Raw genomic sequence first — 25,465 nt, forward strand, 5'->3', positions numbered from 1 at the left:
CCCAGCGTGCGGATGTTCCACCAGACGGTGTATGGCCGCAAGGAAAAGCTGGGCCAGAAGCGGTGCTTTCCAAGAGGGGCGGGGCAAAAAAGCAGGCGGGTTATCCCAGGCATTCGCCGTCGGCGGCGTTTCGGTAGAGTTCATGTGCCGCCTCGGCGATATTGGGAAGTGTGGCGAGTGCGACGATGAGGCAGATCAGGGAAACGGCGCGATGAAGGCGCCCGCCCGCTCGATAGGCGAGGAATGCGCCTGCGCCATAGATCAGGACGGCCGGCAGGGCGAAGATCAAGACTTGCAGCGGACCATCGCAATCGGGAGCGGCGATACCCTGGGCGCGATAGACATTGGCCGGCAAAACGACCGCGAGGGCCGCAAGCGGCATTGCGATCAGAAGCACGAGGTAACCGGCGAAGGCTTGGATGGTGCTACCCCGCAAGCCTATCGCCTCGTCTCTTCCTCAGCCGCGACGGGAAAGCGTGAACTGCGCGCCGGAATCCGAGGTGCAGTTAAGCTGGCTCGGATTGACCAGGGCGCAGTTCACCTTGGATTGGGTCTTGCGCACCAGCGAGGTCATGTTGATCTCCACTAGCGTCGGCGAGGTGTTGATATAGGTGCCGGAGGCGAGAAGCTGGTTGCTGTCGGTGGTGCGGGTGGTGAAGCTACCACCCTGGAAGGTGGAGACGATGCCGTTCGGGTCACTCCAGCTGCCTTCGACGCCGCTAGGGGCGGGCGCAGTTGCAACCGGCAGGGGGCGCGGTCCTGACGCAACACAGGCGGCAAGGGCTGCAGTTGCACCGACAAGAACGAGACCAGTTCTGATTTTCATAAGGCTTCTCCCGGCGAATCGTCGCGGCGGACCCCGCTTCAGTTCGGGCAAAACATGGCGTGCGCCCGCCCGGATGGCAAGTCTTGGAAGGTGGTGGCCGGCATTTATACAGCCGGCGTTACAAAAATGCCCGCCTTGCGGCGGGCATCGTCAAAGTTGCACTGACAGTCTCAGCGAACGAGGATGTTCTTGAACTGCCAGGGATCCTTGGTGTCGATATCCTCGGGGAAGAGGCCCGGACGGCCGTCGAGCGGGGTCCAGTCCGTGTAGTGGCCCTCGACCGGACCGAGATAGGGCATCTGCACTTCGAGGCAGCGCTTGTAGTCGATCTCGTCGGCTTCGACGATGCCGGCGGTCGGGTTCTCAAGCGCCCAGACCATGCCGGCGAGAACGGCGGAGGTCACCTGCAGGCCGGTGGCGTTCTGGTAAGGAGCGATGCGGCGGGTTTCTTCCAGCGACAGGCGCGAGCCATACCAATAGGCATTCTTCTCATGGCCGTAGAGCAGGACGCCGAGTTCGTCGATGCCGTCTTCCAGCTCGTCCTCGTCGAGAACGTGGTGGACCGGCTGCGGCGTGCCGCCGTTGCCGAACATCTCGTGCAGCGAGAGCACGGCGTCGTTGGCCGGATGATAGGCATAGTGGCAGGTCGGGCGGAAGGTCACTTCGCCGTCCTTGTCGCGGACCGTGAAGTAGTCCGCGATCGAGATCGACTCGTTATGGGTGACGAGGAAGCCGTATTGCGGGCCGGGGGTCGGGCACCAGGTGCGCACGCGCGTGTTGGCGCCGGGCTGCTCCAGATAGATTGCCGCCTTGTTGCCCTTCTTGTGCTTCTTGGCGTTCTTCGGCATCCACTCTTCATGCGTGCCCCAGCCGAGTTCGGCCGGCTGCATGCCTTCGGAGATGAAGCCTTCAACGGACCAGGTGTTCCAGAAGACATTGAGCGGCTTCGGGTGCTTGGTGCGCTGGGTGTCGCGTTCGGCGATATGGACGCCCTTGACGCCGAGCTTCTTCATGAGCTTGGCCCAGCCTTCGCGATCATGCTGGTCCGGCTCGTCGAACTTCAGGCCGGTGTCGTTGGCGAGGTTGACGAGCGCCTGCTTGACGAACCAGGAGACCATACCCGGATTGGCGCCGCATGTGGAGACAGCCGTGGCTCCGCCCGGGTTCTTCGCCTTTTCCTTGCGCACGGTTTCGCGCAGCGCATAGTTGGTGCGGTCGGCATTGCTCATGCCCTTGTCGAAATAGAAGCCGAGCCAGGGCTCGACGACGGTGTCGACGTAGAGCACATCATGCTTGCGGCAGAGCTTGATGAGGTCGAGCGAGGAGGTGTCGACGGAGAGGTTGACGCAGAAACCCTGGCCTTCGCCTTCCGTCAGCAGCGGCTTCAGCAGCTCCTTGTAATTTTCCTTGGTGACATATTCCTTGATGTGGCGGACGCCGTGCTTCTTGAGGATCTCCATGTCGGAGGGTTCTTCGCGCGGGTCGATGACGACCATCCGGCTCTTGTCGAATTTGAAGTGGCGCTCGATCAGGGGCAGGGTGCCGCGGCCGATGGAGCCAAAGCCGATCATCACGATCGGACCGGTAATTTCGGCATATACCGGATAGTTCTGTTCCGTCATTCTTTTCTCCTGTGGAAGGGGACGAAGGCGTTCAGCCTGAAGAATTCTTTTGAAATTGCCGCAGAAATTGCGAGGTGACCGGCTCTAACCACAAAACGGCGTCACAATAAAGGGCGTTGACGGGGAAAGGGTCAAATATCGGGCGGATGAGAGGCTATGCTATCACCGTGCCCTGATGGAAAAGCATGCGCCAGTGCCCGTCCTCCTCCAGCCGCCAGATCGAACTGCGCAGCGTTCGCCGTTCACTTCCGTCGGCATCGGTGTAGATGGCGCGATAGGTAAGAAGCGCAACGCGCTCTGCGAGTCTTTGGGTTTCGAAATGCTCGCCGCGTGATGTACCCGTTCGTTTCTCGGCCAGAAGCGCTGATACGACGACATCGAAGGTATAGAGACGTCCCGAGCTGCCGATTTCACGGAAGTCGCGCGAGAGCAGTGCCGTCAACATCTCGCGTGAGGCGCGAACGGAGGGCTCGAAGAGTTTTTCTTCGAGTTCCTTCAGATGGGCGGTAAGGTCGTCCATGATCGGCTCCGGTCAATTCAGCCCTTCAGGATCTCTAGTCCTTCGACCGCCGTCGTCACGGCGAGCTCGGTGATCTCGTATTCGGCGACGCCGTGGATGGTGAAGGGATCGGCGGCGACATAGGCTTCGATCGCAACGCGCTCGCCGATGGCGAGGACCACGCCGCCGGTGCGGGGCACCTTGCGGCCGGAGGCGAGAAACCAGCCCCTGGCGTATCCCTCCCTTACCCATGCCATGTGAGGCTCCATGTGTCTGTCGGCTTCATCGTTGGATTTGATATAGGTGAGGGAGAGGATGAACATGATCAGCTCCTGATGAGATTTGCACGGATCAGGCCGCGCAGCGAGTTTCCGACATAAAGCCTGCCGGCATCGAGATCAGCAGGTGTCAGTCGACCGACGCGGGCCTTGCGCCCACAGATGAGTTCGGTGCGCAGCACGCCGGCAAGCAGGCCACAGGAGATCGGCGGGGTGCGTAGAATACCGCTTCCGTCGTCAAGAAAGATGGAGGTGATGGTGCCCTCGCAGACTTCGCCGCGTTCGTTCAAAAGGATAACCTCATCGGCCTCGGCCTGAGCATATTCAGCGCGGGCGCTCTCATAGACGGCGCGGCGCGTGGTCTTGACGCGCAGCAGCGGATCAGAGGAATCGAGGCGGGTCCTGGCGATGCGGACGGCCCAAACGGTCTCCGGCGCCAGCGGAACGAAGGAGGCGCTCGTCACCGCGATGCGGCCTTGGGGGTCCAAGGTCAGGCGGACGCGCAGCGGGGCCGTCGCCTCCGCGACGGTTTCATCAAGCTTTGTTGTCGCATCGATCGGCTGCGGGAAGCCCAGGCGGCGGGCGGAGCGGGACAGCCGGGCGAGATGCAGGCGCAGGCGGATGAAGCCTTCGTCAGGTTGCCAGCGCAGCGTTTCGATCAGCGAAAAATCGGTCATCGTGCGATCCATTGGTCGCCGACGGCGAATCGGGCCTTGAGCAGGCATTCCTCATATTCGGCCTCGGCCGTCGAATCGAAGACGATGCCGCCGCCGACATTGAAGACCGCCCTGCCGCCCGCAAAAAGCGTGACGGTGCGGATGGCGACCGAAAAACGCATCGCGCCGCTCGGCGAGATCATGCCGATCGCGCCGCAATAGGCGTCGCGCGGGGCATCTTCGAGGGCGTGGAGAATTTCCATTGCCCGGATCTTCGGCGCGCCGGTGATCGAACCGCAGGGGAAGAGGGCGGCAAAGATATCGCGGATCGAAAGCTCGGGGCACAGCCTTGCCTGCACGTGGCTCACCATCTGGTGGACTGTGGGATAAGTCTCGACGTCGAAAAGCTTCGGTACGTCGAGCGTGCCGACTTCGGTGATGCGGGAGATATCGTTGCGCAGGAGATCGACGATCATGCGGTTTTCGGCCTGCGTCTTGATATCGGCACGCATGGCCGCGATGATTTCGGCATCCTCGGCGGGGGTGGCGCCGCGTTTTGCCGTTCCCTTCATCGGGTGAGTTTCGATCCATCCCTCTTCGTCGATGCGGAAGAAGAGTTCGGGCGACCGCGACAGGATGATCGGGCCGCCGAGATCGACCAGCGCGCCGTATTTGACCGGCTGGCGTTCGATCAGCGACCAGAAGGCGGCGCGGGGATCGCCATTCCACCGAGCTTCGACCGGCATGGTGAGGTTCGCCTGATAGGCGTCGCCGAGCCGCAGGTGTTCGTGGAGGCGGTCGAAGCGCTCTTTATATATGGGGAAATCCCAGGCGGCTTCCGGCGCGGTGAGGAATTCCTCGTTTTCGAGACGCTGTTTCGGTTGGGCAAGCGGATGGATGTCGGGCTGAGGGCTTTCGAAGACGCCGAAGCAGAGCAACGGCGTTTCGCGATTTTCCCCGGCGAAGGAAGCGAGTTTTTCTTCGAAGAAGTATCCGGCCTCGTAGGCCATGTAGCCCGCAAGCCATTTGCCCTCGGCCTTGGCCTCTTCCATCCTGACGAGGCCTGCAAAGAATTCCGCGCGCGTCCTGGCAATGATGATCTCAGCCGGCTCGGCGAAGAGCATCACCTGGCCGGTCGCGTCGTCGCGGAAGAGAATATAGGGTTCAGACATGATCGCGCCGCATCTTGCTCATTTATCCGATGCTCGCGACGGCTCTATTCTCTACGATGCCGAGCGATGCGAAGCTGGCGGCGATATCCGCTTCCCTCATTCCTGTGCTTGTCACAGGAATCCAGCCACGGCGCGTCTGCGCCGTGAATGATTCATTTCCGGTAGATAAAGAGTTCCCAGCGCCCAAGGACTTGGGCGCGCTGGATTCCTGTGACAAGCACAGGAATGAGGGAGAGAACGCCGCCGTCATGGTTCCTCATAGACGTTTCAGAATAGGCTTTGATTGAGCGTTGCCAACGCCTGTCAGGGGGATCGCTCGCCAGTTTCAGGTTTTGGCCCGACTTTACGCTCTATCCAAAGCTTCCAGTTCGTCGATCAGCCCTTCGATCATCGACAAGCCCTGGCTCCAGAACGACGGATCGGTGGCGTCGAGGCCGAAAGGCTTCAAGAGTTCCGAGTGATGCTTGGTGCCACCGGCCTTCAGCAGCTCGAAATACTTTTCCTGAAAGCCCGTCTCGGCCTTCTGGTAGACGGCATAGAGCGAATTCACCAGGCAATCGCCGAAGGCATAGGCATAGACATAGAAGGGTGAGTGGATGAAGTGGGGGATATAGGCCCAGTAGGTCTCGTATCCTTCCGAAATGTTGATCGCCGGGCCGAGGCTTTCCGACTGGACGGAGAGCCAGAGTTCGCCGATGTCGTCGGCAGTCAGTTCGCCTGCTTTGCGGGCGGTGTGCAGTTTGCGTTCGAATTCGTAGAAAGCGATCTGGCGCACCACCGTATTGATCATGTCCTCGACCTTCTGGGCGAGCATCGCCTTGCGCTCGCGCTTGTCGGTGGTCTTTTCCAGAAGCGCGCGGAAGGTCAGCATCTCGCCGAAGACGGAAGCAGTTTCGGCAAGCGTCAGCGGCGTCTGGCACATCAATGCGCCCTGCGCGCCGGCCAAAACCTGGTGGACGCCGTGGCCGAGTTCATGGGCGAGCGTCATCACGTCGCGCGGCTTGCCCATGTAGTTGACGAGCACATAGGGATGGGCCGAGGGAACCGTCGGATGGGCAAAGGCGCCGGGCGCCTTGCCGGGGCGCACCGGCGCATCGATCCACTGCTCGTCGAAGAAACGCCTGGCGATATCCGCCATTTCGGGGGAGAAATTGCCGTAGGCGGAAAGCACGGTGTCTTTCGCCTCGGGCCAGGAGATGATGGCGGTTGAGGTTTCCGGAAGAGGCGCGTTGCGGTCCCAGAAATTCATCTGCTCCATGCCGAGCCACTTCGCCTTCATCTTGTAATAGCGGTGCGAAAGGCGGGGATAGGCTTCGCGGACGGCCGCAGCCAGCGCATCGACGACCTCGCGCTCGACGCGATTTGCGAGATGCCTGGAGTCGGCGATATCCTCGAAGCCGCGCCAGCGGTCGGAAATATCCTTGTCTTTGGCAAGCGTATTGGTGATCAGCGTGAAGACGCGGATATTGGCCTTGAAGGTTTCGGCAAGCGCCATGGCGGCCTTGTGGCGCACCTCGGGATCCTTCTCCTGCAGCATGTTCAGCGCTACTTCGAGCGGCACTTTTTCGCCATCGATCTCGTAGCGGAGTTCCGCCATGGTCTCGTCGAAGAGGCGGTTGAAGGCGGCCGCCGAGGTCATCGATTTCTCGAGGAAGAGCTGTTCCAGCCTGTCGTCGAGCTGGTAGGGCTTGTCTTTCCTGAGGTCGACCAGCCAGGGGCGATAATGGCCGGCGGCCGGGTCATTGGCCATGCAGGCGTCCATCACGGCGTCGTCGACGCGGTTCAGTTCCAGCGCGAAGAACAGCAGATGGCCGGAATATTCGGTAATCTTGGTCTGCACGTCGCCGTAGAGCTTGCCGTTTGCCGGGTTGGTGGTGTCGGAGAAATAGGTGAGGCCGGCAAAGGAGCCGAGGCGGCCCATGAGATCATCAAGCGCCTCATATTCCTTCAGCGCCGCGCCGATGCCGTCGTCGCCGGTTTTCGTCGCGGCGTCGGCGAGTTTGCCCTTCCACTTTTCCTCAAAGGCGGTTGCCGCCTTGCCGGCTTTTTCCATGTCGGCGACGAAGGCGGTGGAGGTGGCCGAGGGATAGAGATCCTGCAGCTTCCAGACCGGCAGATCGCCGAGCGCGGGATCGGCGGCCCCAGCTGGCACTGCTGCCGACAAGAGAAGGCCGGCGTGCGGGAGCTTGATTTTCATGGGCGCAATTCCTCTCCACTTTTATAACAGGTCTGATTGTCTAGCGCATCGGCCCGAAAATCGGAATCGATTTTCGGAAAGCACGATGCGTAGGTTCAAAGTGTTACAGCGTCCTTTGCGCGTCTGAAAAGACGCGCGGCGCTGTAAGCGCGCAAAGGCCCGGCATCAAGGGGCTTTCGAAGCATGAAAGGCCTCGCTTCGGCACGAAAACGACCCGTTATGATCGTTAAAATGCAATTATTTCTCAAAACTGGATGTTCAAGCCTTCCTGTCAGAGTGCGCTTCATGGTTTCGCATGAAGTGAGGCGACAATGACCGGTTACAATGAGCTCAAGGGAGCAGGACAAATCCTCGTGGTCGAGGACGACCCCGTGCAGCGCCGCCTGCTCAAGAACGCAATCGAGCGTCACGGCCATGTCGTGCACCAGGCGGAAAACGGCCGTATCGGCCTTGAAATGGTCAAACGAGACAGCGGCCTGTTCAACGTCATCGTGCTCGACCTGATGATGCCTGAAATGACGGGCCTCGAATTCCTCGACGCGCTCCATGAATTCGGCACGCAGATTCCCGTCATCGTGCAGACCGGGCAGGGCGGCATTGAGACCGTGGTGCAGGCGATGCGCGCCGGCGCCTTCGATTTCGTCGTCAAGCCGGTCTCGCCCGAACGCATCGCCACCTCGATCTCGAACGCGATGAAGCTCGACCAGCGCGAAGTGAAGGCGCGGGCCGGACGCCGGTCGCGATCAGGTTCCGTCGGTTTCGACGATATCGTTTCGGCAAGCCCGGCGATGCTCCGGGTCATCGATCTCGCCCAGCGGGCGGCGCAATCCAACATTCCGGTCGTGCTCGAAGGCGAATCCGGCGTCGGCAAGGAGCTGGTAGCGCGGGCCATCCAGTCCGGCGGCGATCGTTCGAACAAGCCGTTCGTCACCGTCAATTGCGGCGCCATCCCGCATAATCTCGTCGAGAGCATTCTCTTCGGCCATGAGAAGGGGGCGTTTACCGGCGCAACCGAACGTCACATCGGCAAATTCATGGAAGCCGACGGTGGCACCATCTTCCTCGACGAAATCGGCGACCTGCCGCTCGAGGTTCAGGTGAAGCTTCTGCGCGCCGTGCAGCAGGGCGAGATCGAGACTGTCGGCGCTCGCACCGCGCACAAGGTTAACGTCCGGTTGATTTCGGCGACCAACAAGGACCTGATCGAGGAAGTCAAGAACGGCCATTTCCGCGAGGATCTCTATTATCGCCTCAACGTCTTCCCGATCACCATTCCGGCGCTGCGCAAGCGCAAGGAAGACATTCCGCATCTGGTGCGCGTCTTTGCCGATCGCTTCTCCAGCGAGCAGAAGAACGGCCGCCGCATGACGGTCAACGCCGGCGCGCTGGCGCTGCTGACTGCCTATGACTGGCCCGGCAATATCCGCCAGCTCGAAAACGCAATCTTCCGCGCGGTCGTTCTGGCCGAGGGGCCGGAGCTGACGGAGCAAGACTTCCCGCAGATCGCCGCCCAGCTTCCGGAATATGACGTGGTGGATCATCTAGCGCTGGTTGCCGACAATACCGGCCTCGATCCAGAGGAGGCCTATGGCGACGACTTCAGGGCGTCGATGCACGGGGAGGTGCACCACCGCCTGCCCGAGCCCTCCGGAAATGCGATTGCCAGCGTCAATCCCGCAGGCGACGTGCGCAAGCTTGCCGATGTCGAGGAGGAGCTCATCCGATTCGCACTCAAATTCTATCGCGGCCAAATGAGTCAAGTGGCGCGCAAACTTGGAATCGGTCGGTCCACACTTTATCGCAAGCTCAAGGATTACGGTATAGACCCCGATAATCCCCAGAAAGATGCGGCTTAAGCGCTTTTTATTAAGACTAAGGCAACCACGATTTGTTACTGATCATAAACCACTTGTTAGTGGCTCGTTCACTATGTAAAGAAAAGGTTGATCATGTGTGGCATTTTTGCCATCGTGTGACCGCATTTGACAGTCATCTGGGACAGTACGGGACATTGTCTGTCTGACGGGGATCGAGTTGCCGAATCTGAATGGGAATTCCAAGCCTTCGCGCTTGAGCTGGCGTTCTTTGTGCGCCGACATCTGCGGAAAGGCAATGAGGACGGCAGCGGCCGCCCTTCTTGCGCTTGCAGTTTCCTCACCAGTATTCGTTGGTACGCCTTCGCAGGCAGCAGGTGAAACCCGCAGCCTCAAGCTCTACTTCATCCATACCGGCGAAAAGGCCGTCATCACCTACAAGCGCAACGGCAAGTTCGACCCCAAGGGTCTGGAGCAGCTGAACCGATTCCTGCGTGACTGGCGAAAGAACCAGCCGACGAAGATGGATCCGCGCCTGTTCGACCTGATCTGGGAAGTCTATCGCCAGAGCGGTTCGAGGGACTACATCAACGTCGTCTGCGGCTTCCGCTCGCCGGCGACCAACGAGATGCTGCGCGGCCGCTCGCGCAACTCGGGCGTCGCCGAAAAGAGCCAGCACATGCTCGGCAAGGCGATGGACTTCTTCATTCCCGACGTCAAGCTCGCGACGCTGCGCGGCATCGGCATGAAGATGCAGGTCGGTGGCGTCGGCTTCTATCCGAAATCGGGCTCTCCTTTCGTGCACATGGATGTAGGCGGCGTTCGCGCCTGGCCGCGCATGAGCCGCGACGAGCTCGTCCAGCTTTTCCCGAACGGCAACACGATTCATATTCCGGCCGACGGCAAGCCGCTGCCGGGCTACCAGCAGGCGATGGCCGACTATAAGCGCCGCGTCAGCGGTACGCAGATCGAGATCGCCAGCGCTTCCGAGTCGGCGCCGAAGCACAAGACGCTGTTTGAAGCGCTCTTTGGCGGCGGGGCGGACGAACAGGAAGACGATTCGGATGATTCCGCTCCCGTGGCCGTCGCCAAGGCGACGCCGCCGAAGGCCGAACCCGCTCCCGCCCCTGCGGAACCGCAGCAGACCGAGGTCGCCGATCTGAACGCACCGGTGCCGCAGGTTCGCCCGGCATTCAGCAACCAGCCGGCCGGCAGCGAAGTGGCGAGCGCGCTCGTAGCGCCGTCGTCGGGTAATGCCGCCCAGCAGGCCCTTGCCGCAGCGCTGCCCACCGATCAGGCCCAGCCGCAGCAGTTTGCCGATCTCAGCGCTTATAGCATTCCGGTTCCTTCGCTGCTCGGTCAGCGCCGCGCGCCTGGCGACGCCGAGGTCGCGTCGATCGATCCGAACATGCAGAACGGACTGCCCGTTCCGACGCCGGTCGAACGCCCCGCCGTTGCCGAGAACCTGCTTGCCGCCGCCAATGCGGACCCGGAAGCAGAGGCCGACGAGGCCGATCAGGGTGAGCTCTCTCCTGCCGTTGCCGATGCTCTCGCGCAGCAGAATGACAAGGCTCAGGAAAGCGAAGTTGCCTCGCATCAGCCGCAGATGAGCGTGGAGCAGGCCATCGCCGCCGCGATGCCGCAAAAGGCGCCCGCCGCAAAGCCGACGCTGCAGGTCGCTGCGTTGGCGCCAGTGACGAAATCGGCAAGTTTCGGCGACGGCTTTGACGCGCCGGCCACAGAGGCCGCGACAGCGCAAGGCCTTCCGACCAAGGGTGGTCGCCCGACGCAGAAGGAAGCCGCCGCAGCGGATGCCAGCCGCGCGACTGTTCGCACCGAGCCGAAACTGACGCAGAAGATGATTTCGCAGTGGGCGCTGACCAATGCCCGCCTCGAAATGGCTTCCAAGCAGGTCAAGGCGCCGCGCTTCGTCAGCCAGACGATGCGTGCCCAGCCGACCGCTGTTTACGCCGAGGGCTTCAACGTCAAGACCGCCTCGGTCGATCCGGCCCGCTTCAGCGGCACGGCCGTCAACTTCATGGAAGTGCGCAAGTTCAACACCAATTGAGCTTGCCGATCATCGAGTATCGAAAGTTGCCGAGGCGATCGGCAGCCGATAGTTCATTGCCGGTTCCATGGACGCAATGGTGCATGGCCGTTCGAGCGGGCACGCCGCAGCCATTATCCTTGCCGAAAATACCTTCCTGAAGCATTCTGCGCGCTCAAGCCTCTTGGGGATCAAAAGGAGAGAACGTCGTGACAGAGCGTGCCCTGCCAGCCGCATCGATGATCAGACGCGCGCGCCGATCCGACGCTAGAGCCTTGTCCAGCTTCGCAGCGCGACTATTCCGAGACACCTACGACAGCAGCACGGAAGCGTCCGATCTCGAATCCTATATCGGCAAGAATTTCAGCGCGGAACGCCAGGAGGACGAGATCGCCGACCCCTCAGCCGCCGTTTTTGTCGCGATGGCCGATGATCTGATCATTGGATATGCGCATGTCGTCGCGCGCTCGGGCGATGGACGCTCTGCTCGTCTCAATCGAATTTACGTCGACACCGAGTGGAGGGGGAGCGGATTGGCCAGCGGTCTTCTCGACGCCGTTGTCGGCGAGGCCGGGCAGCGTGGCGCAACGCATTTGGAACTGACGGTATTCGAACGGAACAGCCGAGCCTTGGCGTTCTACAAGCGGGCCGGATTTGCTGCGATAGGCAGCACCACATTCATGGTTGGCGAGGACCCGCAGACTGACGTGGTGATGCAATTGGACTTGAGCAAGCAGCTTAACGGTGGATCAGCCTGAGAAAGAAAAGCCGCTGGATCGCTCCAGCGGCTTGTCGACATCTGCAGTGTCGGCGGATCAGCCTTCCGGCGGCGCCTCGATCATGCCGAGCGCGTGCAGGTAGGTGTCGAGGATCGCCTCCTCTTCCATACGCTCCTGCTGGTCCTTCTTGCGCAGTGCCACGACCTTCTTCAGGATCTTGGTATCGAAGCCCATTCCCTTGGCTTCGCCGTAGACGTCCTTGATGTCGTCGGCGATGGTCTTCTTTTCTTCTTCCAGGCGTTCAATGCGCTCGATGAAAGCGCGAAGCTGATCGCGGGCGACGCCATGAGCATCAGACATCGTGTTCTCCTGATTGGATGATCAATTTTTGGATGCCAGTGACTGCCGCGAAAGCGGCGTCCCGGTCAAGCCTGTTCGCGGCCGCCTGAGCTATTTGTGTGGGTTGTTCAGTTCAAAAGCAGCCTTTTGCACAGGCGAGGCCTCGTTCTGGTGGAGTTTTTTCCAGTCCTCGTAAGGCATGCCGTAGACCATCTCGCGTGATTCGTCCCTGCTGATCGCGACGCCTTCGGCCTCGGCGGCTTCGCGGTACCAGTTCGACAGGCAGTTGCGGCAGAAGCCGGCCAGATTCATCAGATCGATGTTCTGGACGTCGCTGCGTTCACGAAGATGTGCGACGAGACGGCGAAAGGCGGCGGCCTCGAATTCGGTCTGCTGTTCCTTGCTGAGCGCTGTCATCTCGCTTCCTTTCGATCAATAGGGGCCGGTGCGCGACAGGTGCACGTCATATAAGTGCAAGGCGGGATCGGCATTCATCGCCGCAAAGATCGGCGCCAGGCGCTCAGCCCATGCCGATATGCCGGCCTCGTCCGAGATCAGGTCCTGGCGCACCTCGAGCAGTGCGTGCGGAATGCCTGTGATCATGCAGTGACGGTACATGGTATCGCCCTTCAGCGCGCCGTCATAGGGTTCATTGTCGCCGACGACGAGATCAGGATCGGCGCGCAACATGTCGAGCAAAGGGCCGACGGCGCGCCGGTCGCTATCCCAGAGGACCGCAGCGTGCCAGGGGCGGGGGACGCTCTTCCAGGCCGGCGTGAAGGAATGCAGCGACAACACCAGCGGCGCCCGGCCGGTGGCGTTCGCCACCTTGTCGATCGTTTCGGCCACGGCGCCGTGATAGGGGCGATGGAAGGTTTCGATGCGGTAATCCCATTCCTGCGGGGTGATCGGATGGTTGCCTGATATGACGGCGCCGTCTGATATTTTCATGATCAGCGTCGGATCGTCCTCGCCGCGGTTCGGGTCGATCAGCAGCCGCGAGAAGCCGCCGAGCACGGCGGGCACGCCGAGCCTTTCCGAAAGCTGTCGCGTCAGCCCCTCGATGCCGATGTCATAGGCGATGTGGCGGGTGAAGGCCTGTTCCGGCAGGCCGAGCCTTTCATATCGGGCGGGGAGACGGTTCATCGCGTGATCGGCGAGGATCACCATGCCTTTGTCATGTTTTCCGGATAGGATTTCGAAGGATTGGAAGTCGTCCATGAAGGAATTGCCGTTCGTCATTGCGCAGTCGGCCTCAGTGATCGCATGTGCCTGCGGCAGGTTCAAGCGCGGCGGCGGCGTGAGGCGGATATGAACCGTCAGCGAACAGTGTTATGAAAGGAAATATAATCGATTAGCATTGCGTTGACTTTCGCCTGATGGCGGCGCAAGAAGACACGGATACGAATAACCGTGGAGCTATTTGGGAGCCGTGTTGATCCAAGCCGCGCCAAGTTTCCTCACGCGGTCCGGGCCGCTGGTCCGTCTCGCTTTGTTCGCTCTTGCAGCCGCCATGCCGTTCTTCATCGCAGATGCTGCGCGCGCGGATTTCCGCGTCTGCAACGGAACGCAGAATCTCGTCGGCGTCGCGATCGGATACCGGGCCAAGGACGGCTGGATAACGGAAGGCTGGTGGCAGGTGCCGGCCACCACCTGCGCCACGCTGATCGAGGGAGAGTTGCAGTCGCGCTATTATTACCTCTACGCAGAGGACGCCGCCCGGGGAGGACGATGGACGGGTGACGTGCAGATGTGCGTGGCGGAAAACGAATTCAAGATCACGGGCGTGCAGGATTGTTATGCCCGGGGTTACCAGAAGATGGGATTCAAGGAATACGATACGGGCCGCCAGGGTAGCTGGATGGTTCAACTCTCCGACACCCCAGGGACGCAAGAAAGCCAGAATTGATGAAGCGTAATCGCAAAATTAAAATCCTCGCCACCCTCGGGCCCGCCTCCTCCGAGGAATCGATGATCGAGAAGCTGCACCAGGCCGGTGCCGATGTCTTTCGCATCAATATGAGCCATGCGAGCCACGACCTGATGCGTACGCTCATCCAGCGCATCCGCTCGGTCGAAGCGCGCTCCGGCCGGCCGATCGGCATTCTGGCCGACCTGCAGGGACCTAAACTGCGCGTCGGCAAATTCGCCGACAGCAAGGTCGATCTGAAACCCGGCCAGACCTTTACGCTCGACAACAACGAAGCGCTCGGCGACGCCACGCGCGTCTATCTGCCGCATCCCGAGATCCTGGAATCGGTGCAGCCGGGCCATCGCCTGCTGATCGACGACGGCAAGCTCGCGCTGCGTGCCGAAAAGTGCGACGGCAAGAGCATCGTCACCACCGTCATTTCGGGCACGCGCATCTCCGACCGCAAGGGCGTCAGCCTTCCCGACACCCTGCTCGGCGTCGGCGCGCTGACGGATAAGGACCGTGCCGACCTCGACGCCGTGCTCGCCACCGACGATGTCGACTGGGTGGCGCTTTCCTTCGTCCAGCGTCCCGACGACCTTGCCGAAGTCCGCAAGATCGCCCGCGGCCGCGTCGGCCTGATGTCGAAGATCGAAAAGCCGCAGGCTCTCGAGCGCATCGAAGAGATCATCGAGCTTTCCGACGCCTTGATGGTCGCCCGCGGCGATCTCGGTGTCGAAATGCCGCTCGAATCTGTTCCCGGCATCCAGAAGCAACTGATCCGCGCCTGCCGCCGTTCGGGCAAGCCGGTGGTCGTCGCCACGCAGATGCTGGAATCGATGATCTCCGCGCCGGTGCCGACACGCGCCGAAGTCTCCGACGTTGCGACCGCCGTTTTCGAAGGTGCTGACGCTGTCATGCTCTCGGCTGAATCGGCCTCGGGCGACTATCCCGTCGAGGCCGTCTCGACCATGGCGTCGATTGCCAGCGCCATCGAGCGCGAGCCGCATTATCCCGGTATCATCTACGCCCAGCGCGCCCAGCCGGAAGCGACCGGCGCCGATGCGATCTCGCTCGCCGCCCGCCAGATTGCCGAGACGCTGAAGCTGTCGGCGATCGTCTGCTACACTTCGTCGGGCACGACGGGCCTTCGTGCCTCGCGTGAGCGCCCGCAGGTGCCGATCCTGGCGCTGTCGCCGATCATCAAGACGGCGCGCCGCCTTGCCATCGTCTGGGGCCTGCATTGCGTCGTCACCCATGATGCGACCGATCTCGACGACATGGTCAACCGCGCCTGCCGCATCGTCGCGGACGAAGGCTTCGGCAAGCCGGGCGACCGCATCATCATCTCGGCCGGTGTGCCGCTCGGCACGCCCGGCGCCACCAATATGATCCGCATTGCCTATATCGGTTCCGACGGCCAGAGCGGCATCTGATCCGACCGCATCCCTTGGGAAGCCCGCTGCCTGAAGAGGCGGCGGGCTTTTTTGTTCGTGGGATCGCCATTGCCAGGAACCGGGGAGCGTGCAAATCTCGAGTCTCAGATCAAGGAATAGAGCATGATGGCGCCCGAAAACCGCTCGCACTTTTCGGTATCATGCTCCGGCTTGGAGGGGTCATCATGGATATCGTCACGCTGCTTGCCTTTGCGGCCGTTTCGTTCGTCGGCATCGCCACACCGGGGCCGACAGTGCTGCTGGCGCTGACCAACGGTTCGCGGCATGGCCTGCGCCGGGCGGTTGCCGGCATGATCGGCGCAGTGCTTTCCGATTTCGTGCTGATTGGCGCCGTGGCGATCGGGCTCGGCGCGCTGCTTGCCGCATCGGAATTCTGGTTCTCGATGCTGAAATGGGCGGGTGCTGCCTATCTCGCCTTTCTCGGCATCATGCTGCTGCGCTCGAAGGGCACGATCGATGCGGCGCTGAAATCGGGTGAGGCAACGGCCACGAGATCGACCTTTTCGATCGGGCTCAAGAGCTTCATGGTCGCGGCGACGAACCCGAAAGGTTATCTGTTCTTCTCGGCCTTCCTGCCGCAGTTCATCGATCCAACCCAACCGCAGGCAGGGCAATATGCGCTGCTCGCGCTCGTCTTTGCCGCGCTCGATTTCATCATCATGTTCGGCTACGCCTTCTTCGGCTCGCAGGCGGTGCGCTTCCTGAAGACGTCGGGCGCCTTGTGGCTGGAACGGGCCTGCGGCGGCGCGCTGCTGGCCCTTGCCGGCTCGCTCGCCTTCTATCGCCGCGCAACCTCCTGAGCTCAGAATCAAGACAGGGACAGATGGCCGACGCGATAGGCCTGCATGCGCTCGTCGATTTCGGGCATATCTTTCCATAGCCTGAAGCGCACTCGCGTCCATGTCGTCGGTTCGAAACCGGAGACGAAGGCGAGCGCTCTGCCTGTCGCGAGATCGGCTTCGGCCTCAGCGCTCTCGGCATGACGGATCTCGGCGAGCGGCGCGTAAGCCTCCGTTCGCAGAATAGTGCAGGTCGCGAACCTGGCCGCAGCGATCTCGGGCGAGATATCAGCCCGCCAGACGATCCAGGTTCTGACCTGCGGCCAGCCGAAGGCGCCGGTGAGCGCTTGGAATCCGGGACTGCAGAGAAAGTCGCTTGCCCCTTCCGGCTTTTGCCAGAGATAGAAGGGCGCATAGAGATTGTCGCGGCTGCCGAATTCGTTCCTGCGGGCGCTGAGATAGGCCTTGAAGCCGAGATTGGGGAAGCCGTCGAGCAGAGGACCCTTGTCGCGGATGCGGCGGTCGATGATCGACATGTCGTAATCGGCGGGCAGGGTGAAGCCGTATTGCATGGCGATCATGGCCGTCTCTCCACATGATCCAGCCATTCGACGGCGCTGCCGTTTTCACTTGGCTGGATGCTGATATAGCTGAATGGGCTGTCATCGGCCGCGCCATGCCAGTGGCGCTCGCCGGGTGCGAACCAAACCGCGTCGCCGGCTCGCAAGTTTTCGACAGGGCCGCCCTCGTTCTGCGCAAGTCCCCGTCCCGAAAGCACATAGAGCAGCTGGCCTTTGGGGTGTGTGTGCCAGCGGGTGATGGTGCCGGGTTCGAGCGTGGCGCGCATCGCAGTGTTCTCGCCGTCGGCGCCTTCGAGCAGCATCTCCACCCAGAAGGGCGCCGTTGCCACGCCCTCCGGCGAGCGGACCGCCTTGCCGGGGCGGCTTACGGTCATCGTCTTCGGGTTCGAAGCGCTCATTGCCGGCCTCCGACCGCCCGCAGCCGCCAGTCCGGATCGGTCATCTGAGCGATGCCGTTGCCGAAGGACCAATCGTCCGGCGCGCTGGTGCTGATGACGATCATGACGTCTTCCGGCCGGAGGCCCGGCGACACCGCCAGAAGATCGGTGAGCCGCCGATAGAGCGCCGCCTTCATCTCGCCCGCGCGAGGTCTGCCTATGGTGATCGAGATGTAGACGAAATCGTCGGAGCGCGGGCCGGCGAGATAGCTGCGGTCGAAGATCAGCTCGTTCTCGTCATGCTGGTGGATGGCCTGGAAGCGATCGTTTTCGGGAACGTCGAAAGTCTCGACCAGGGCGCGCTGGATATTGTCGGCGAGCGCCACAAGATAGTCCGGCGACTTGCCTTTGCGAAGAGAAATGCGAACGAAGGGCATTGGGATCTCCATGGTTCTGGCCGTTCACCGGCCTTGACAATGAAACCATCGCACAGCACGATGATGCTGAAAATCAGAATTTTTTGAATCAATGATCCTAAAAATCGGGACTATGTGATGCGGCGGACGATCTTCGACCTCGATGTGCTTCGGACCTTTTCGACGGGTATGGAACTCGGCAATTTCGCCAAGGCAGCAGAAAGGCTCGGGCGGTCGACCTCTGCGGTCAGCGCGCAATTGAAGAAGCTGGAGGAGCAGGCCGGTACGCAGATCTTCCGCAAGGCGGGGCGTGGGCTGACGCTAACCGATGCCGGCGAGACGATGCTTGGCTATGCCAGACGGCTGCTGGAACTCAACGATGAGGCGGCGGCGGCCGTGCACAGCGTCGAACTGGAGGGCTGGGTGCGGTTCGGCCTGCAGGAGGATTTTGGCGAGAACCTGCTGCCCGAAGTGCTCGGCCGTTTTGCGCGCGCCCATCCGAAGGTGCGCATCGAGGCGCGGGTGGTGCGCAATGCCGAACTGCTCGAACGCGTGACCTCAGGCAAGCTCGATCTGGCGCTCGCCTGGAGCGATGGCACGCTGACGGCGCATTGCGAAACGATCGGCGAGGTGCCGATGCGCTGGATCGGGCCTGCCGAGGGGCCTGGCTGGCATGCCGCAAGCGGCGAACCGATGCCGCTTGCCTCGCTGGAGGCGCCGTGCCTGCTGCGCAGCGCGGCGACCCGGGCGCTTGATGAAGCGGGCATTTCCTGGCGGCTCGCTTTCGTCAGTCCCAGTCTCGGCGGTCTCTGGGCCGCGACGGCCGCAGGCCTCGGCCTCACCATCCGCACGCCGATCGGCTTGCCGGCAAAGGTCCGGCCGCTGGAACCCGAGGCTATCGGCCTGCCTGAGCTGCCGAAGCTCGGCCTGGTCCTGCATCGGGCGGAAGCCGAACCGCAGCCGGCCGCGGCGCGGCTCGCCGCGCTCGTGCTGCAGTCGGTGCATGGTGCCGTACGAGAGGCAAGTTGAATCCCGGCATTGACCCTTCGGGCGCATGCCTATAGCCTCGAGGCACTATGACGATGCTCACTCTCAATATCGCTTCGGTCTTCTTCTTGAGCCACTAACGGCACTGCCTTCGGGCGTATGGAAGATGCGGCCGCATCCAGCCTTCGCGGCTGGCGTGTTGCCGTGGACGGTAACCACCTGCATCCGGCCAAAGAAGAGCCCTGCAGGTTTGGCAATAGAGAGATATTTTCATGACATCAGCTGTTTATCCGCCGGCGCTGAGCGCCGCGCAGATCGAGCAATTCATCGAGAATGGTTTCGTCAGGATCGATGATGCATTTTCCCGGACACTGGCCGAAGAAGCCCGTGCCATCATGTGGCGCGACATTCCCTTTGATGCGAATGATCCAAAGACGTGGACGCAGCCGGTCGTGCGGCTTGCCGGCTACGGTGGCGGGCCGTTCGAGAAGGCTGTGAATACGCCGGTCCTGCATTCCGCCTTCGACCAGCTCGTCGGCACGGGGCGCTGGGAGCCGCGCAATGGGCTTGGCAGTTTTCCGGTCCGCTTTCCCCATCCCGATGATCCGGGCGATGCCGGTTGGCATGTGGATGTGAGCTTTCCCGGCGAGCATTCCGATCCGAACGAGCAACGGGACTTTTCCGCCTGGCGGGTGAACATTACCTCGCGCGGACGGGCGCTCCTGATGCTCTTTCTATTCTCGGATGTCGGGCAGGAGGATGCGCCGACCCGCATCCGCGTCGGTTCGCACAAGGATATCGCACGCCTGCTGGCACCGGCGGGCGAGGCAGGAATGGCGCACCTTTGGCTGGAGCACGTGGGGGAGGATCGGCCGCTGGCGTTGGCGACAGGTCCGGCAGGCACGGTATATCTGTGCCATCCGTTCCTCATCCACGCCGCGCAGATGCACCGCGGCAAGGAGCCGCGCTTCATGGCGCAGCCCGGCCTTGCGCCTTCCGAACCTCTTCGGCTCGAACGGAAGGACGGCGCCTATTCGCCGGTCGAGATCGCGATCCGCCGGGCACTTCAGCAGCGGTAGCGAGGACAGAAAACACCCGGCCGTCGCAGGCCGGGTGCTCACATCTGCTGGGCGTTGCGGCGGATGGCCTGCGGCGGCTGGCCGAAGGCGCGCAGGAAGGCGCGGCGCATGCGCTCGCGGTCGGCAAAGCCGGTCTCGTCGGCGACGACGTCGATCGGATGGCGGCTCTGCTCCATCATCAGCCGGGCGGCTTCGAGTCTCAGATTTTCCACGGCCTTGGCAGGCGACTGCCCGGTTTCGGCGCGGAAGGCCCGGCTGAACTGGCGTGGGCTGAGATGGGCGGCTTCCGCCAGTTCTTCGACCGAAAGCTGCGATTTCAGATTTCCGCGGGCAAAGTCGAGCGCCTTCTGAATGCGATCGGATTTCGGTTCCAGCTCCAGCAGCGCGGAAAATTGCGACTGGCGGCCGGACCGGCGGTGATAGACGACAAGCATTCGGGCAACGGCGCGGGCGACCTCCATGCCGTGGTCCTTCTCGACCATGGCGAGTGCCAGATCGATTCCGGCCGTCATGCCGGCCGATGTCCAGACCGAACCGTCGATGATGAAGATGCGGTCCTCTTCCACCTTGATCTTTGGATAGCGCGCCTTCATTTCACGAGCGAGACACCAATGCGTCGTCGCGCGCCGGCCGTCGAGAATACCGGCTTCGGCGAGGAAGAAAGTGCCGGTGCAAATCGAAGCGACGCGGCGAGAGGCGCCAAGAGCCGCGCGAACGAAGTTGCTTTCGCCGGGGCTTGGCAACACGATGCCGGGCGCGCCGGTGACGATCAGCGTATCGAATCCAGGATCACCGAAGGGCTCGGTCTCAATCGTCATGCCGAGCGAAGTGCGCAGCGAACCGCCTGCTTCCGAGAGGTAGCGGATGTCGTAAACCTTCTCGCGAAAATGCAGATTGGTGAATTCGAAGGCCGACACGGCCGCCAGGCCCATGATCTGGAAGCTGGGGTAGAGCAGGAAAGCGATGGTTTGCATGGCTAAGCTCCAATGTCCTAAAAGGTGGTATATATGACATTCAGGACGCTGACAATCCGGGATATGGTTCTCCTCAAGCGCAGGGCAGAGGCCGGCGCAATTGAAGGAGATGGATCATGACACAGGAATACAAGGGTACTGCGCTTGTCACCGGCGCATCCTCGGGCATCGGCGCAGTCTATACCCACAGGCTGGCAAAGCAGGGTTACGACCTGATCATCGTCGCCCGCAATGGTGAGCGGCTGAAGGCCCTGGCAACCGGGCTGACCGAGGAGACGGGCAGGACGGTCGAGACCGTCGTGGCCGACCTCGGCAACGCGGCTGACCTCGCCCGTGTCGAAGGCGTGCTGAAGCAGGACCGGAGCATCACGCTTCTGGTCAACAATGCCGGCGTTGGCGGAACGGCGCCGCTGCTCGCCGCCGATGTCGACAAGATGCAGAAGATGATCGAACTCAACGTCACGGCGCTGATGCGGCTGACCTATGCCGCCGTTCCCGGTTTCGTTGCCCGCGGCGGCGGCACGATCATCAACATCGCGTCGATCGTCGCGATCGCGCCAGAGCGCCTGAACGGCGTCTACGGCGCCACGAAAGCCTTCGTGCTCGCCTTCAGCCAGTCGCTGAAGCATGAATTGACGGAGAAGAACATCCGGATACAGGCCGTGTTGCCCGGCGCCACGGCGACGGAATTCTGGGGCATTGCCGGCACGCCGATCGAGCATCTGCCGAACGAGATCGTGATGTCGGCGGAAGACATGGTCGATGCATCGCTCGCCGGCCTTGAGCAGGGTGAGTTCGCAACGATTCCGGCGCTTGAGGATGCCGGCTTGCTTTCGGCCTACGAGCAGGCGCGCCAGGCATTGATGCCGAACCTGTCTCGCAGCAAGCCGGCCAAGCGTTACGAGCTGGCATGACGGTTGGCTGACGAAAACCATCCGCGGCATATGCTGCGGATGGCGGGCGCACTTCTCTCAACCGAAGCGTTCCAGGGCGGTGGTGAAAATATCGGGATCGACATTGCCGCCCGAGGTGACGGCGACGATTGTGTCGCTTTCCAGATCCTTGCCATGGAAGAGGGCGGCGGCAAGCGCCACCGCAGCACCGGGCTCGACGACGATCTTCAGCCTGACGAAAGCAAGCGCCATGGCGCGAAGCGCTTCCTCGTCGGTAACGACAATGCCGGCGCCGGCGAGGCGCTTCAGGATCGGAAAGGTGATATTGCCAGGCTGCGGCGTGAGGATCGCATCGCAGATCGAGCCCGACATCGAGGCGTTGCGCTCGATCCTGCCGGAGGCGAGCGAGCGGGTGGTATCGTCGAAGTCCCTGGGCTCGCAGGGACGGACGCGAAAGCCGGGGGCGCTGGCTTCAAGGGCAAGGGCGATGCCGGAGGTCAGTCCGCCGCCACCGCAGGGAACCAAGACCTCCGCAGAGGTAACGCCTTCCTCTTCGGCCTGCTCGGAGATTTCAAGGCCGGTCGTGCCCTGGCCGGCGATGACGAGCGGCTCGTCGAAAGGCTTGATCAGCGTCAGGCCGCGTTCTGCCGAAAGCCTGGCGCCGATTTCGTCGCGATCCTCGTTGGCGCGATCATAGAGCACCACTTCGGCGCCGAAAGCGCGGGTATTGGCGATCTTCAGCTTCGGCGCATCGCTCGGCATGATGATGACGGCGGGCACCCCATGCAGCTTGGCGGCAAGGGCAACGCCCTGGGCATGGTTGCCGGAGGAGAAGGCGATGACGCCTCGCGCGCGCACGGCAGGATCGAGGCCGGAGACCGCGGACCAGCCGCCGCGGAACTTGAATGAGCCGGAATGTTGCAGACATTCCGCCTTCACGAACAAGCGCCGGCCGGCGATCTCGTTCAGGAAGGGAGAGGAGAGAAGCGGTGTGCGCCTTGCGTGACCGCGCAGGCGGGCGCGGGCGGCAACGATCATTTCAATGCTGGCCATTCGGGAATCGTCCTGCTTGCGGAATTCAATCATGCATAGGGCGGGGCAAGCTGTTTGTGAACGGCGACTTTGTCACCGTGCCACGAATGGTGTTGCGCCCGTCGCGAGGGGTTAATAGCCGTTGGCCGAACCTTCTGCCGCACGGCTGTCCATGGCGCCGTTATACCGCGCACCGCCGCCCTTTGCGATGGCAGCCAGGCTCTTGCCGCCGACGAGGATGCCGGCCGCTTGACCCCAGAGCGGTGCGTCGTTGCCGCCGTCGAAGCTGTAGCCCATGGCGGCGAGCGTCTTTTCCGTGTCCGGCGAAAGCGCGTAGGGCTCGAGATAGATCTTGTCGGGCTGCCATTGATGATGGAGACGCGGGGCGTTGACCGCCTGGCTGATATCCATGCCGAAATCGACGACATTGAGGATCGCTTCCAGCGTGATGGTGATGATGCGCGAGCCTCCGGGGCTGCCGATCACCATGAAGGGTTTGCCGTCGTGGGTGACGATCGTCGGGCTCATCGAGGAGAGCGGCGTCTTCTTCGGGGCAATCGCATTGGCCTCGCCTTGCACGAGGCCGTAAAGGTTCGGCACGCCGGGCTTTGAGGTGAAATCGTCCATCTCGTTGTTGAGCAGGATGCCGGTGCCCGGCGCCACGACGCCGGCGCCGAAGGAGCCGTTCAGCGTATAGGTGACGGCGACCGCATTGCCCTGGTCGTCGATGATCGAATAATGCGTCGTCTCGGTGCTTTCCTTGCCGCCGAGCGGTTTCAGGTTTGCCGAAGTGCCGGCCTTGTAAGGGTCGATCTTGGCGGCAATCTCCGAGGCATACTTCTTGTCGAGCAGTTTTTCGACCGGGTTCTCGACGAAATCGGGATCGCCGAGCGCGGCGTTGCGGTCGACATAGGCGTAGCGCATCGCCTCAACCATGACGTGGACCGTTTCGGCCGAGTTGTAGCCGAGATAGGAGAGCGGATATCCTTCCAGAACATTGAGAATCTCGCAGATGATGACGCCTCCCGAAGAGGGCGGTGGCGACGAGATGATGTCGTAGCCGCGGTAATTGCACTCGATCGGCTTCAACTCGCGCACGGCATATTGCTCGAAATCCTCCTTGGCGAGGATGCCGCCCTTGGTCTGGCTCGCCTTGACGATCGCCTCGGCGGGCGCTGATTTGTAGAAGGCGTCCGGGCCCTTTTCGGAGATGCCTGCCAGGACGGCGGCAAGGTCCGGCTGCTGGAGTTTTTCGCCCGATGCATAGGGCTTGCCGTCCGGTTTCAGGAAGATCTTTGCCGCGGCCTCATCCTTGGCGAGGCGCTTGGCGCTGCCGGCGAAACTTGCGGCGTCGCCCTGTTCCAGCGTGAAGCCTTCCCTGGCGAAGCGGAGCGCCGGTGCAATCAGGTCCTCGCGAGGTCGGGTGCCGTATTTCTCGCGCGCGGTCTCGAAGCCCATGACGGAGCCGGGCACGCCGACGGCGAGATAACCGTCGAGGCTGGCGCGCGGCACGACATCGCCCTTGGCATCCAGATACATGGTTTTCGTCGCGGCGAGCGGCGCACGTTCGCGGAAATCAAGGAAGGTCTTGGTGCCGTCCTTCAGGCGGATGGTCATGAAGCCGCCGCCGCCGAGATTGCCGGCCGCGGGATAAACGACCGCTAGAGCATAACCGACGGCGACCGCCGCATCGACGGCATTGCCGCCGCTCTTCAGCACCTCGACGCCGACATCGGTCGCCAGATGCTGGGCGGTGACGACCATGCCGTGCTCGGCTTCGACAGGTACAGGCGAGGCGGCGAAAGCCGAGGTCAAGCTCAGCGACAAGGCTGATATGACGGAGATCGTCCCGATATGCAGGCGGCCCATGTTTTCCCCCTCTCATGGAATGATGGAAAAACATATGGGGCTGCGTCAGCCGGAGGCAATGCGAAGGAATCGCTTTATGCGAGCAACTCGGCAAGCTTCCTGTTGGTATCGTCGTCATCGAGCGGCGTATAGACGATGAGCTTCATCTCAGGCCGGTTCGTCAGTGTCAGGCCGGTATGTTCGAAGGACATGCGGCCCTTGGCGGGATGGTCGATGCGCTTGATGCCGGACAGCGGGCTGATGACCTCGTGGCGCTGCCACCAGTCGCGAAATTCGTTGCTTGCCTGTTTCAGCAGCGTAATCAGCCGCTCGAAATCCGGATCGCCGGCGTAACGGGCGCTGTCGGCGCGGAACATCGCCAGCGAGACGCGGGCAACCGATTCCCAATCGACGAGCAGCCGGCGATGCGCCGGGTCGGCGAAGAGGCGATGCATGATGTTGCGCTCGTCACGGTCGAGCGTGTCGTAACCGCCGAAAAGCACGTCAGCAGCGCGGTTCCAGGCGAGCACATCCCATCGGCGGCCGAGCACATAGGCCGGCTGGTGGGTCAGATTGGCGAGCATGCGTTGCAGCGGTTCGTCGACGCATTCGGGTGCTGATGAGACTGCCTGCGGCGCCTGACGATTATTGAGGGTGAAGAGATGTTGGCGTTCGGCCTCGTCGAGGCGCAACGCATCGGCAAGGGCGTTGAGCACCTGTGCGGAAGGCCTGACGTCGCGGCCCTGTTCGAGCCAGGTGTACCAGGTGGTGCCGACGCCGGCGAGCATGGCGAGCTCCTCGCGCCTCAGACCCGGCGTGCGCCGGCGAAAACCCTCCGGCAGGCCGACCTCGGAGGGCGCCAGCCGCTCGCGGCGGGAGCGCAGGAAGGCCGCGAATTCGCGGCGTCGGGCTTCGAATGCGTCGGTTCTCTGGTCCATGGAGCCGATCATATCAGTATCGA

At 62.2% G+C, this 25,465-nt stretch carries 27 protein-coding genes; 9 read left to right on the forward strand and 18 right to left on the reverse strand.

The window, feature by feature from the left end:
- Positions 1-100: 100 nt before the first annotated feature.
- From EFD55_RS20945 to EFD55_RS20980, 8 genes are all read right to left on the reverse strand, one after another.
- On the reverse strand, positions 101-421 hold the full coding sequence (locus tag EFD55_RS20945; RefSeq protein ID WP_125847239.1) for a hypothetical protein: 321 nt from the start codon (positions 419-421) through the stop codon (positions 101-103).
- 36 nt (positions 422-457) lie between these two features.
- Positions 458-826 carry an outer membrane lipoprotein Omp10 gene (omp10, locus tag EFD55_RS20950; RefSeq protein WP_125846954.1) on the reverse strand — a complete coding sequence of 123 codons (369 nt, stop codon included), beginning with the start codon at positions 824-826 and terminating at the stop codon, positions 458-460.
- A gap of 170 nt (positions 827-996) precedes the next feature.
- On the reverse strand, positions 997-2,448 hold the full coding sequence (locus EFD55_RS20955; protein WP_125846956.1) for a homospermidine synthase: 1,452 nt from the start codon (positions 2,446-2,448) through the stop codon (positions 997-999).
- Positions 2,449-2,602: 154 nt separating this feature from the next.
- Positions 2,603-2,968, reverse strand: coding sequence for a nuclear transport factor 2 family protein (locus EFD55_RS20960; protein ID WP_125846958.1), 366 nt, complete (start codon positions 2,966-2,968; stop codon positions 2,603-2,605).
- Between the two features lie 17 nt (positions 2,969-2,985).
- On the reverse strand, positions 2,986-3,270 hold the full coding sequence (locus EFD55_RS20965) for a YciI family protein (protein WP_125846960.1): 285 nt from the start codon (positions 3,268-3,270) through the stop codon (positions 2,986-2,988).
- Between the two features lie 2 nt (positions 3,271-3,272).
- Positions 3,273-3,902 (reverse strand): aminotransferase class IV family protein, encoded by a 630-nt coding sequence (locus tag EFD55_RS20970; RefSeq protein ID WP_125846962.1) that lies wholly within the window; start codon positions 3,900-3,902, stop codon positions 3,273-3,275.
- The gene (locus EFD55_RS20975; RefSeq protein WP_125846964.1) at positions 3,899-5,053 is read right to left on the reverse strand and encodes an aminodeoxychorismate synthase component I; all 1,155 of its coding nucleotides are present in this window, start codon (positions 5,051-5,053) and stop codon (positions 3,899-3,901) included. Before EFD55_RS20975 ends, EFD55_RS20970 begins: the two co-directional genes overlap by 4 nt.
- A gap of 343 nt (positions 5,054-5,396) precedes the next feature.
- A complete protein-coding gene (locus EFD55_RS20980; protein WP_125846966.1) occupies positions 5,397-7,250 on the reverse strand; it encodes a M3 family oligoendopeptidase in 1,854 nt (617 codons plus the stop codon).
- Positions 7,251-7,561: 311 nt separating this feature from the next.
- Between EFD55_RS20980 and EFD55_RS20985 the strand changes: the two genes are divergently transcribed.
- The 3 genes from EFD55_RS20985 (at position 7,562) to EFD55_RS20995 (ending at position 11,869) form a co-directional block, all read left to right on the forward strand.
- Positions 7,562-9,106: a sigma-54-dependent transcriptional regulator gene (locus tag EFD55_RS20985; protein ID WP_125846968.1), complete on the forward strand. Its 1,545-nt coding sequence runs from the start codon at positions 7,562-7,564 to the stop codon at positions 9,104-9,106.
- 178 nt (positions 9,107-9,284) lie between these two features.
- Positions 9,285-11,132, forward strand: coding sequence for a peptidoglycan L,D-endopeptidase MepK (locus EFD55_RS20990; protein WP_125846970.1), 1,848 nt, complete (start codon positions 9,285-9,287; stop codon positions 11,130-11,132).
- Between the two features lie 188 nt (positions 11,133-11,320).
- Positions 11,321-11,869: a GNAT family N-acetyltransferase gene (locus tag EFD55_RS20995; protein WP_245438515.1), complete on the forward strand. Its 549-nt coding sequence runs from the start codon at positions 11,321-11,323 to the stop codon at positions 11,867-11,869.
- A gap of 57 nt (positions 11,870-11,926) precedes the next feature.
- On the opposite strand, the gene EFD55_RS21000 is transcribed toward EFD55_RS20995, so the two are convergent.
- From EFD55_RS21000 to EFD55_RS21010, 3 genes are all read right to left on the reverse strand, one after another.
- The gene (locus tag EFD55_RS21000; protein ID WP_125846972.1) at positions 11,927-12,190 is read right to left on the reverse strand and encodes a DUF2312 domain-containing protein; all 264 of its coding nucleotides are present in this window, start codon (positions 12,188-12,190) and stop codon (positions 11,927-11,929) included.
- Positions 12,191-12,280: 90 nt separating this feature from the next.
- On the reverse strand, positions 12,281-12,586 hold the full coding sequence (locus EFD55_RS21005; protein ID WP_125846974.1) for a DUF1244 domain-containing protein: 306 nt from the start codon (positions 12,584-12,586) through the stop codon (positions 12,281-12,283).
- A 15-nt stretch (positions 12,587-12,601) separates the two neighbouring features.
- Positions 12,602-13,390, reverse strand: a complete 789-nt coding sequence (locus EFD55_RS21010) for an N-formylglutamate amidohydrolase (protein WP_125847243.1) — start codon at positions 13,388-13,390, stop codon at positions 12,602-12,604.
- Positions 13,391-13,592: 202 nt separating this feature from the next.
- Here EFD55_RS21010 and EFD55_RS21015 point away from each other — a divergent pair, with 202 nt between their 5' ends.
- The 3 genes from EFD55_RS21015 to EFD55_RS21025 all read left to right on the forward strand — a co-directional run bounded on the left by EFD55_RS21015 (position 13,593) and on the right by EFD55_RS21025 (position 16,338).
- Complete coding sequence (locus tag EFD55_RS21015) at positions 13,593-14,078, forward strand: DUF1036 domain-containing protein (protein WP_088683157.1); 486 nt, start codon at positions 13,593-13,595, stop codon at positions 14,076-14,078.
- Positions 14,078-15,517, forward strand: coding sequence for a pyruvate kinase (pyk, locus tag EFD55_RS21020; protein ID WP_125846976.1), 1,440 nt, complete (start codon positions 14,078-14,080; stop codon positions 15,515-15,517). The genes EFD55_RS21015 and pyk overlap by 1 nt, the downstream gene beginning before the upstream one ends.
- A gap of 185 nt (positions 15,518-15,702) precedes the next feature.
- A complete protein-coding gene (locus tag EFD55_RS21025; RefSeq protein WP_125846978.1) occupies positions 15,703-16,338 on the forward strand; it encodes a LysE family translocator in 636 nt (211 codons plus the stop codon).
- An 8-nt stretch (positions 16,339-16,346) separates the two neighbouring features.
- On the opposite strand, the gene EFD55_RS21030 is transcribed toward EFD55_RS21025, so the two are convergent.
- From EFD55_RS21030 to EFD55_RS21040, 3 genes are read right to left on the reverse strand one after another with little or no spacing between them, the layout of a single operon-like run.
- A complete protein-coding gene (locus EFD55_RS21030) occupies positions 16,347-16,898 on the reverse strand; it encodes a DUF4865 family protein (RefSeq protein ID WP_125846980.1) in 552 nt (183 codons plus the stop codon).
- A complete protein-coding gene (locus tag EFD55_RS21035) occupies positions 16,895-17,296 on the reverse strand; it encodes a cupin domain-containing protein (RefSeq protein ID WP_125846982.1) in 402 nt (133 codons plus the stop codon). Before EFD55_RS21035 ends, EFD55_RS21030 begins: the two co-directional genes overlap by 4 nt.
- Positions 17,293-17,712: a tautomerase family protein gene (locus EFD55_RS21040; RefSeq protein ID WP_125846984.1), complete on the reverse strand. Its 420-nt coding sequence runs from the start codon at positions 17,710-17,712 to the stop codon at positions 17,293-17,295. Before EFD55_RS21040 ends, EFD55_RS21035 begins: the two co-directional genes overlap by 4 nt.
- 117 nt (positions 17,713-17,829) lie before the next feature.
- On the opposite strand from EFD55_RS21040, the gene EFD55_RS21045 reads away from it, so the two are divergent.
- Both EFD55_RS21045 and EFD55_RS21050 read left to right on the forward strand, forming a co-directional pair.
- Positions 17,830-18,720 (forward strand): LysR substrate-binding domain-containing protein, encoded by an 891-nt coding sequence (locus EFD55_RS21045; RefSeq protein ID WP_125846986.1) that lies wholly within the window; start codon positions 17,830-17,832, stop codon positions 18,718-18,720.
- A 230-nt stretch (positions 18,721-18,950) separates the two neighbouring features.
- Positions 18,951-19,757: a phytanoyl-CoA dioxygenase family protein gene (locus tag EFD55_RS21050; protein ID WP_125846988.1), complete on the forward strand. Its 807-nt coding sequence runs from the start codon at positions 18,951-18,953 to the stop codon at positions 19,755-19,757.
- 38 nt (positions 19,758-19,795) lie between these two features.
- Here the strand turns inward: EFD55_RS21050 and EFD55_RS21055 are convergent, their stop codons facing one another.
- Positions 19,796-20,731 carry a GlxA family transcriptional regulator gene (locus EFD55_RS21055; RefSeq protein ID WP_125846990.1) on the reverse strand — a complete coding sequence of 312 codons (936 nt, stop codon included), beginning with the start codon at positions 20,729-20,731 and terminating at the stop codon, positions 19,796-19,798.
- A 116-nt stretch (positions 20,732-20,847) separates the two neighbouring features.
- On the opposite strand from EFD55_RS21055, the gene EFD55_RS21060 reads away from it, so the two are divergent.
- On the forward strand, positions 20,848-21,645 hold the full coding sequence (locus EFD55_RS21060; RefSeq protein WP_125846992.1) for an SDR family NAD(P)-dependent oxidoreductase: 798 nt from the start codon (positions 20,848-20,850) through the stop codon (positions 21,643-21,645).
- A 57-nt stretch (positions 21,646-21,702) separates the two neighbouring features.
- On the opposite strand, the gene EFD55_RS21065 is transcribed toward EFD55_RS21060, so the two are convergent.
- The 3 genes from EFD55_RS21065 to EFD55_RS21075 form a co-directional block, all read right to left on the reverse strand.
- A complete protein-coding gene (locus EFD55_RS21065; protein ID WP_125846994.1) occupies positions 21,703-22,677 on the reverse strand; it encodes a threonine ammonia-lyase in 975 nt (324 codons plus the stop codon).
- A gap of 111 nt (positions 22,678-22,788) precedes the next feature.
- Complete coding sequence (gene ggt / locus EFD55_RS21070; RefSeq protein WP_125846996.1) at positions 22,789-24,525, reverse strand: gamma-glutamyltransferase; 1,737 nt, start codon at positions 24,523-24,525, stop codon at positions 22,789-22,791.
- Positions 24,526-24,599: 74 nt separating this feature from the next.
- The gene (locus EFD55_RS21075) at positions 24,600-25,454 is read right to left on the reverse strand and encodes a helix-turn-helix transcriptional regulator (protein ID WP_125846998.1); all 855 of its coding nucleotides are present in this window, start codon (positions 25,452-25,454) and stop codon (positions 24,600-24,602) included.
- Positions 25,455-25,465 lie beyond the last annotated feature (11 nt).

The organism is Rhizobium pisi, from assembly GCF_003938655.1.
GTDB classification, from domain to species: Bacteria; Pseudomonadota; Alphaproteobacteria; order Rhizobiales; family Rhizobiaceae; genus Rhizobium; species Rhizobium pisi.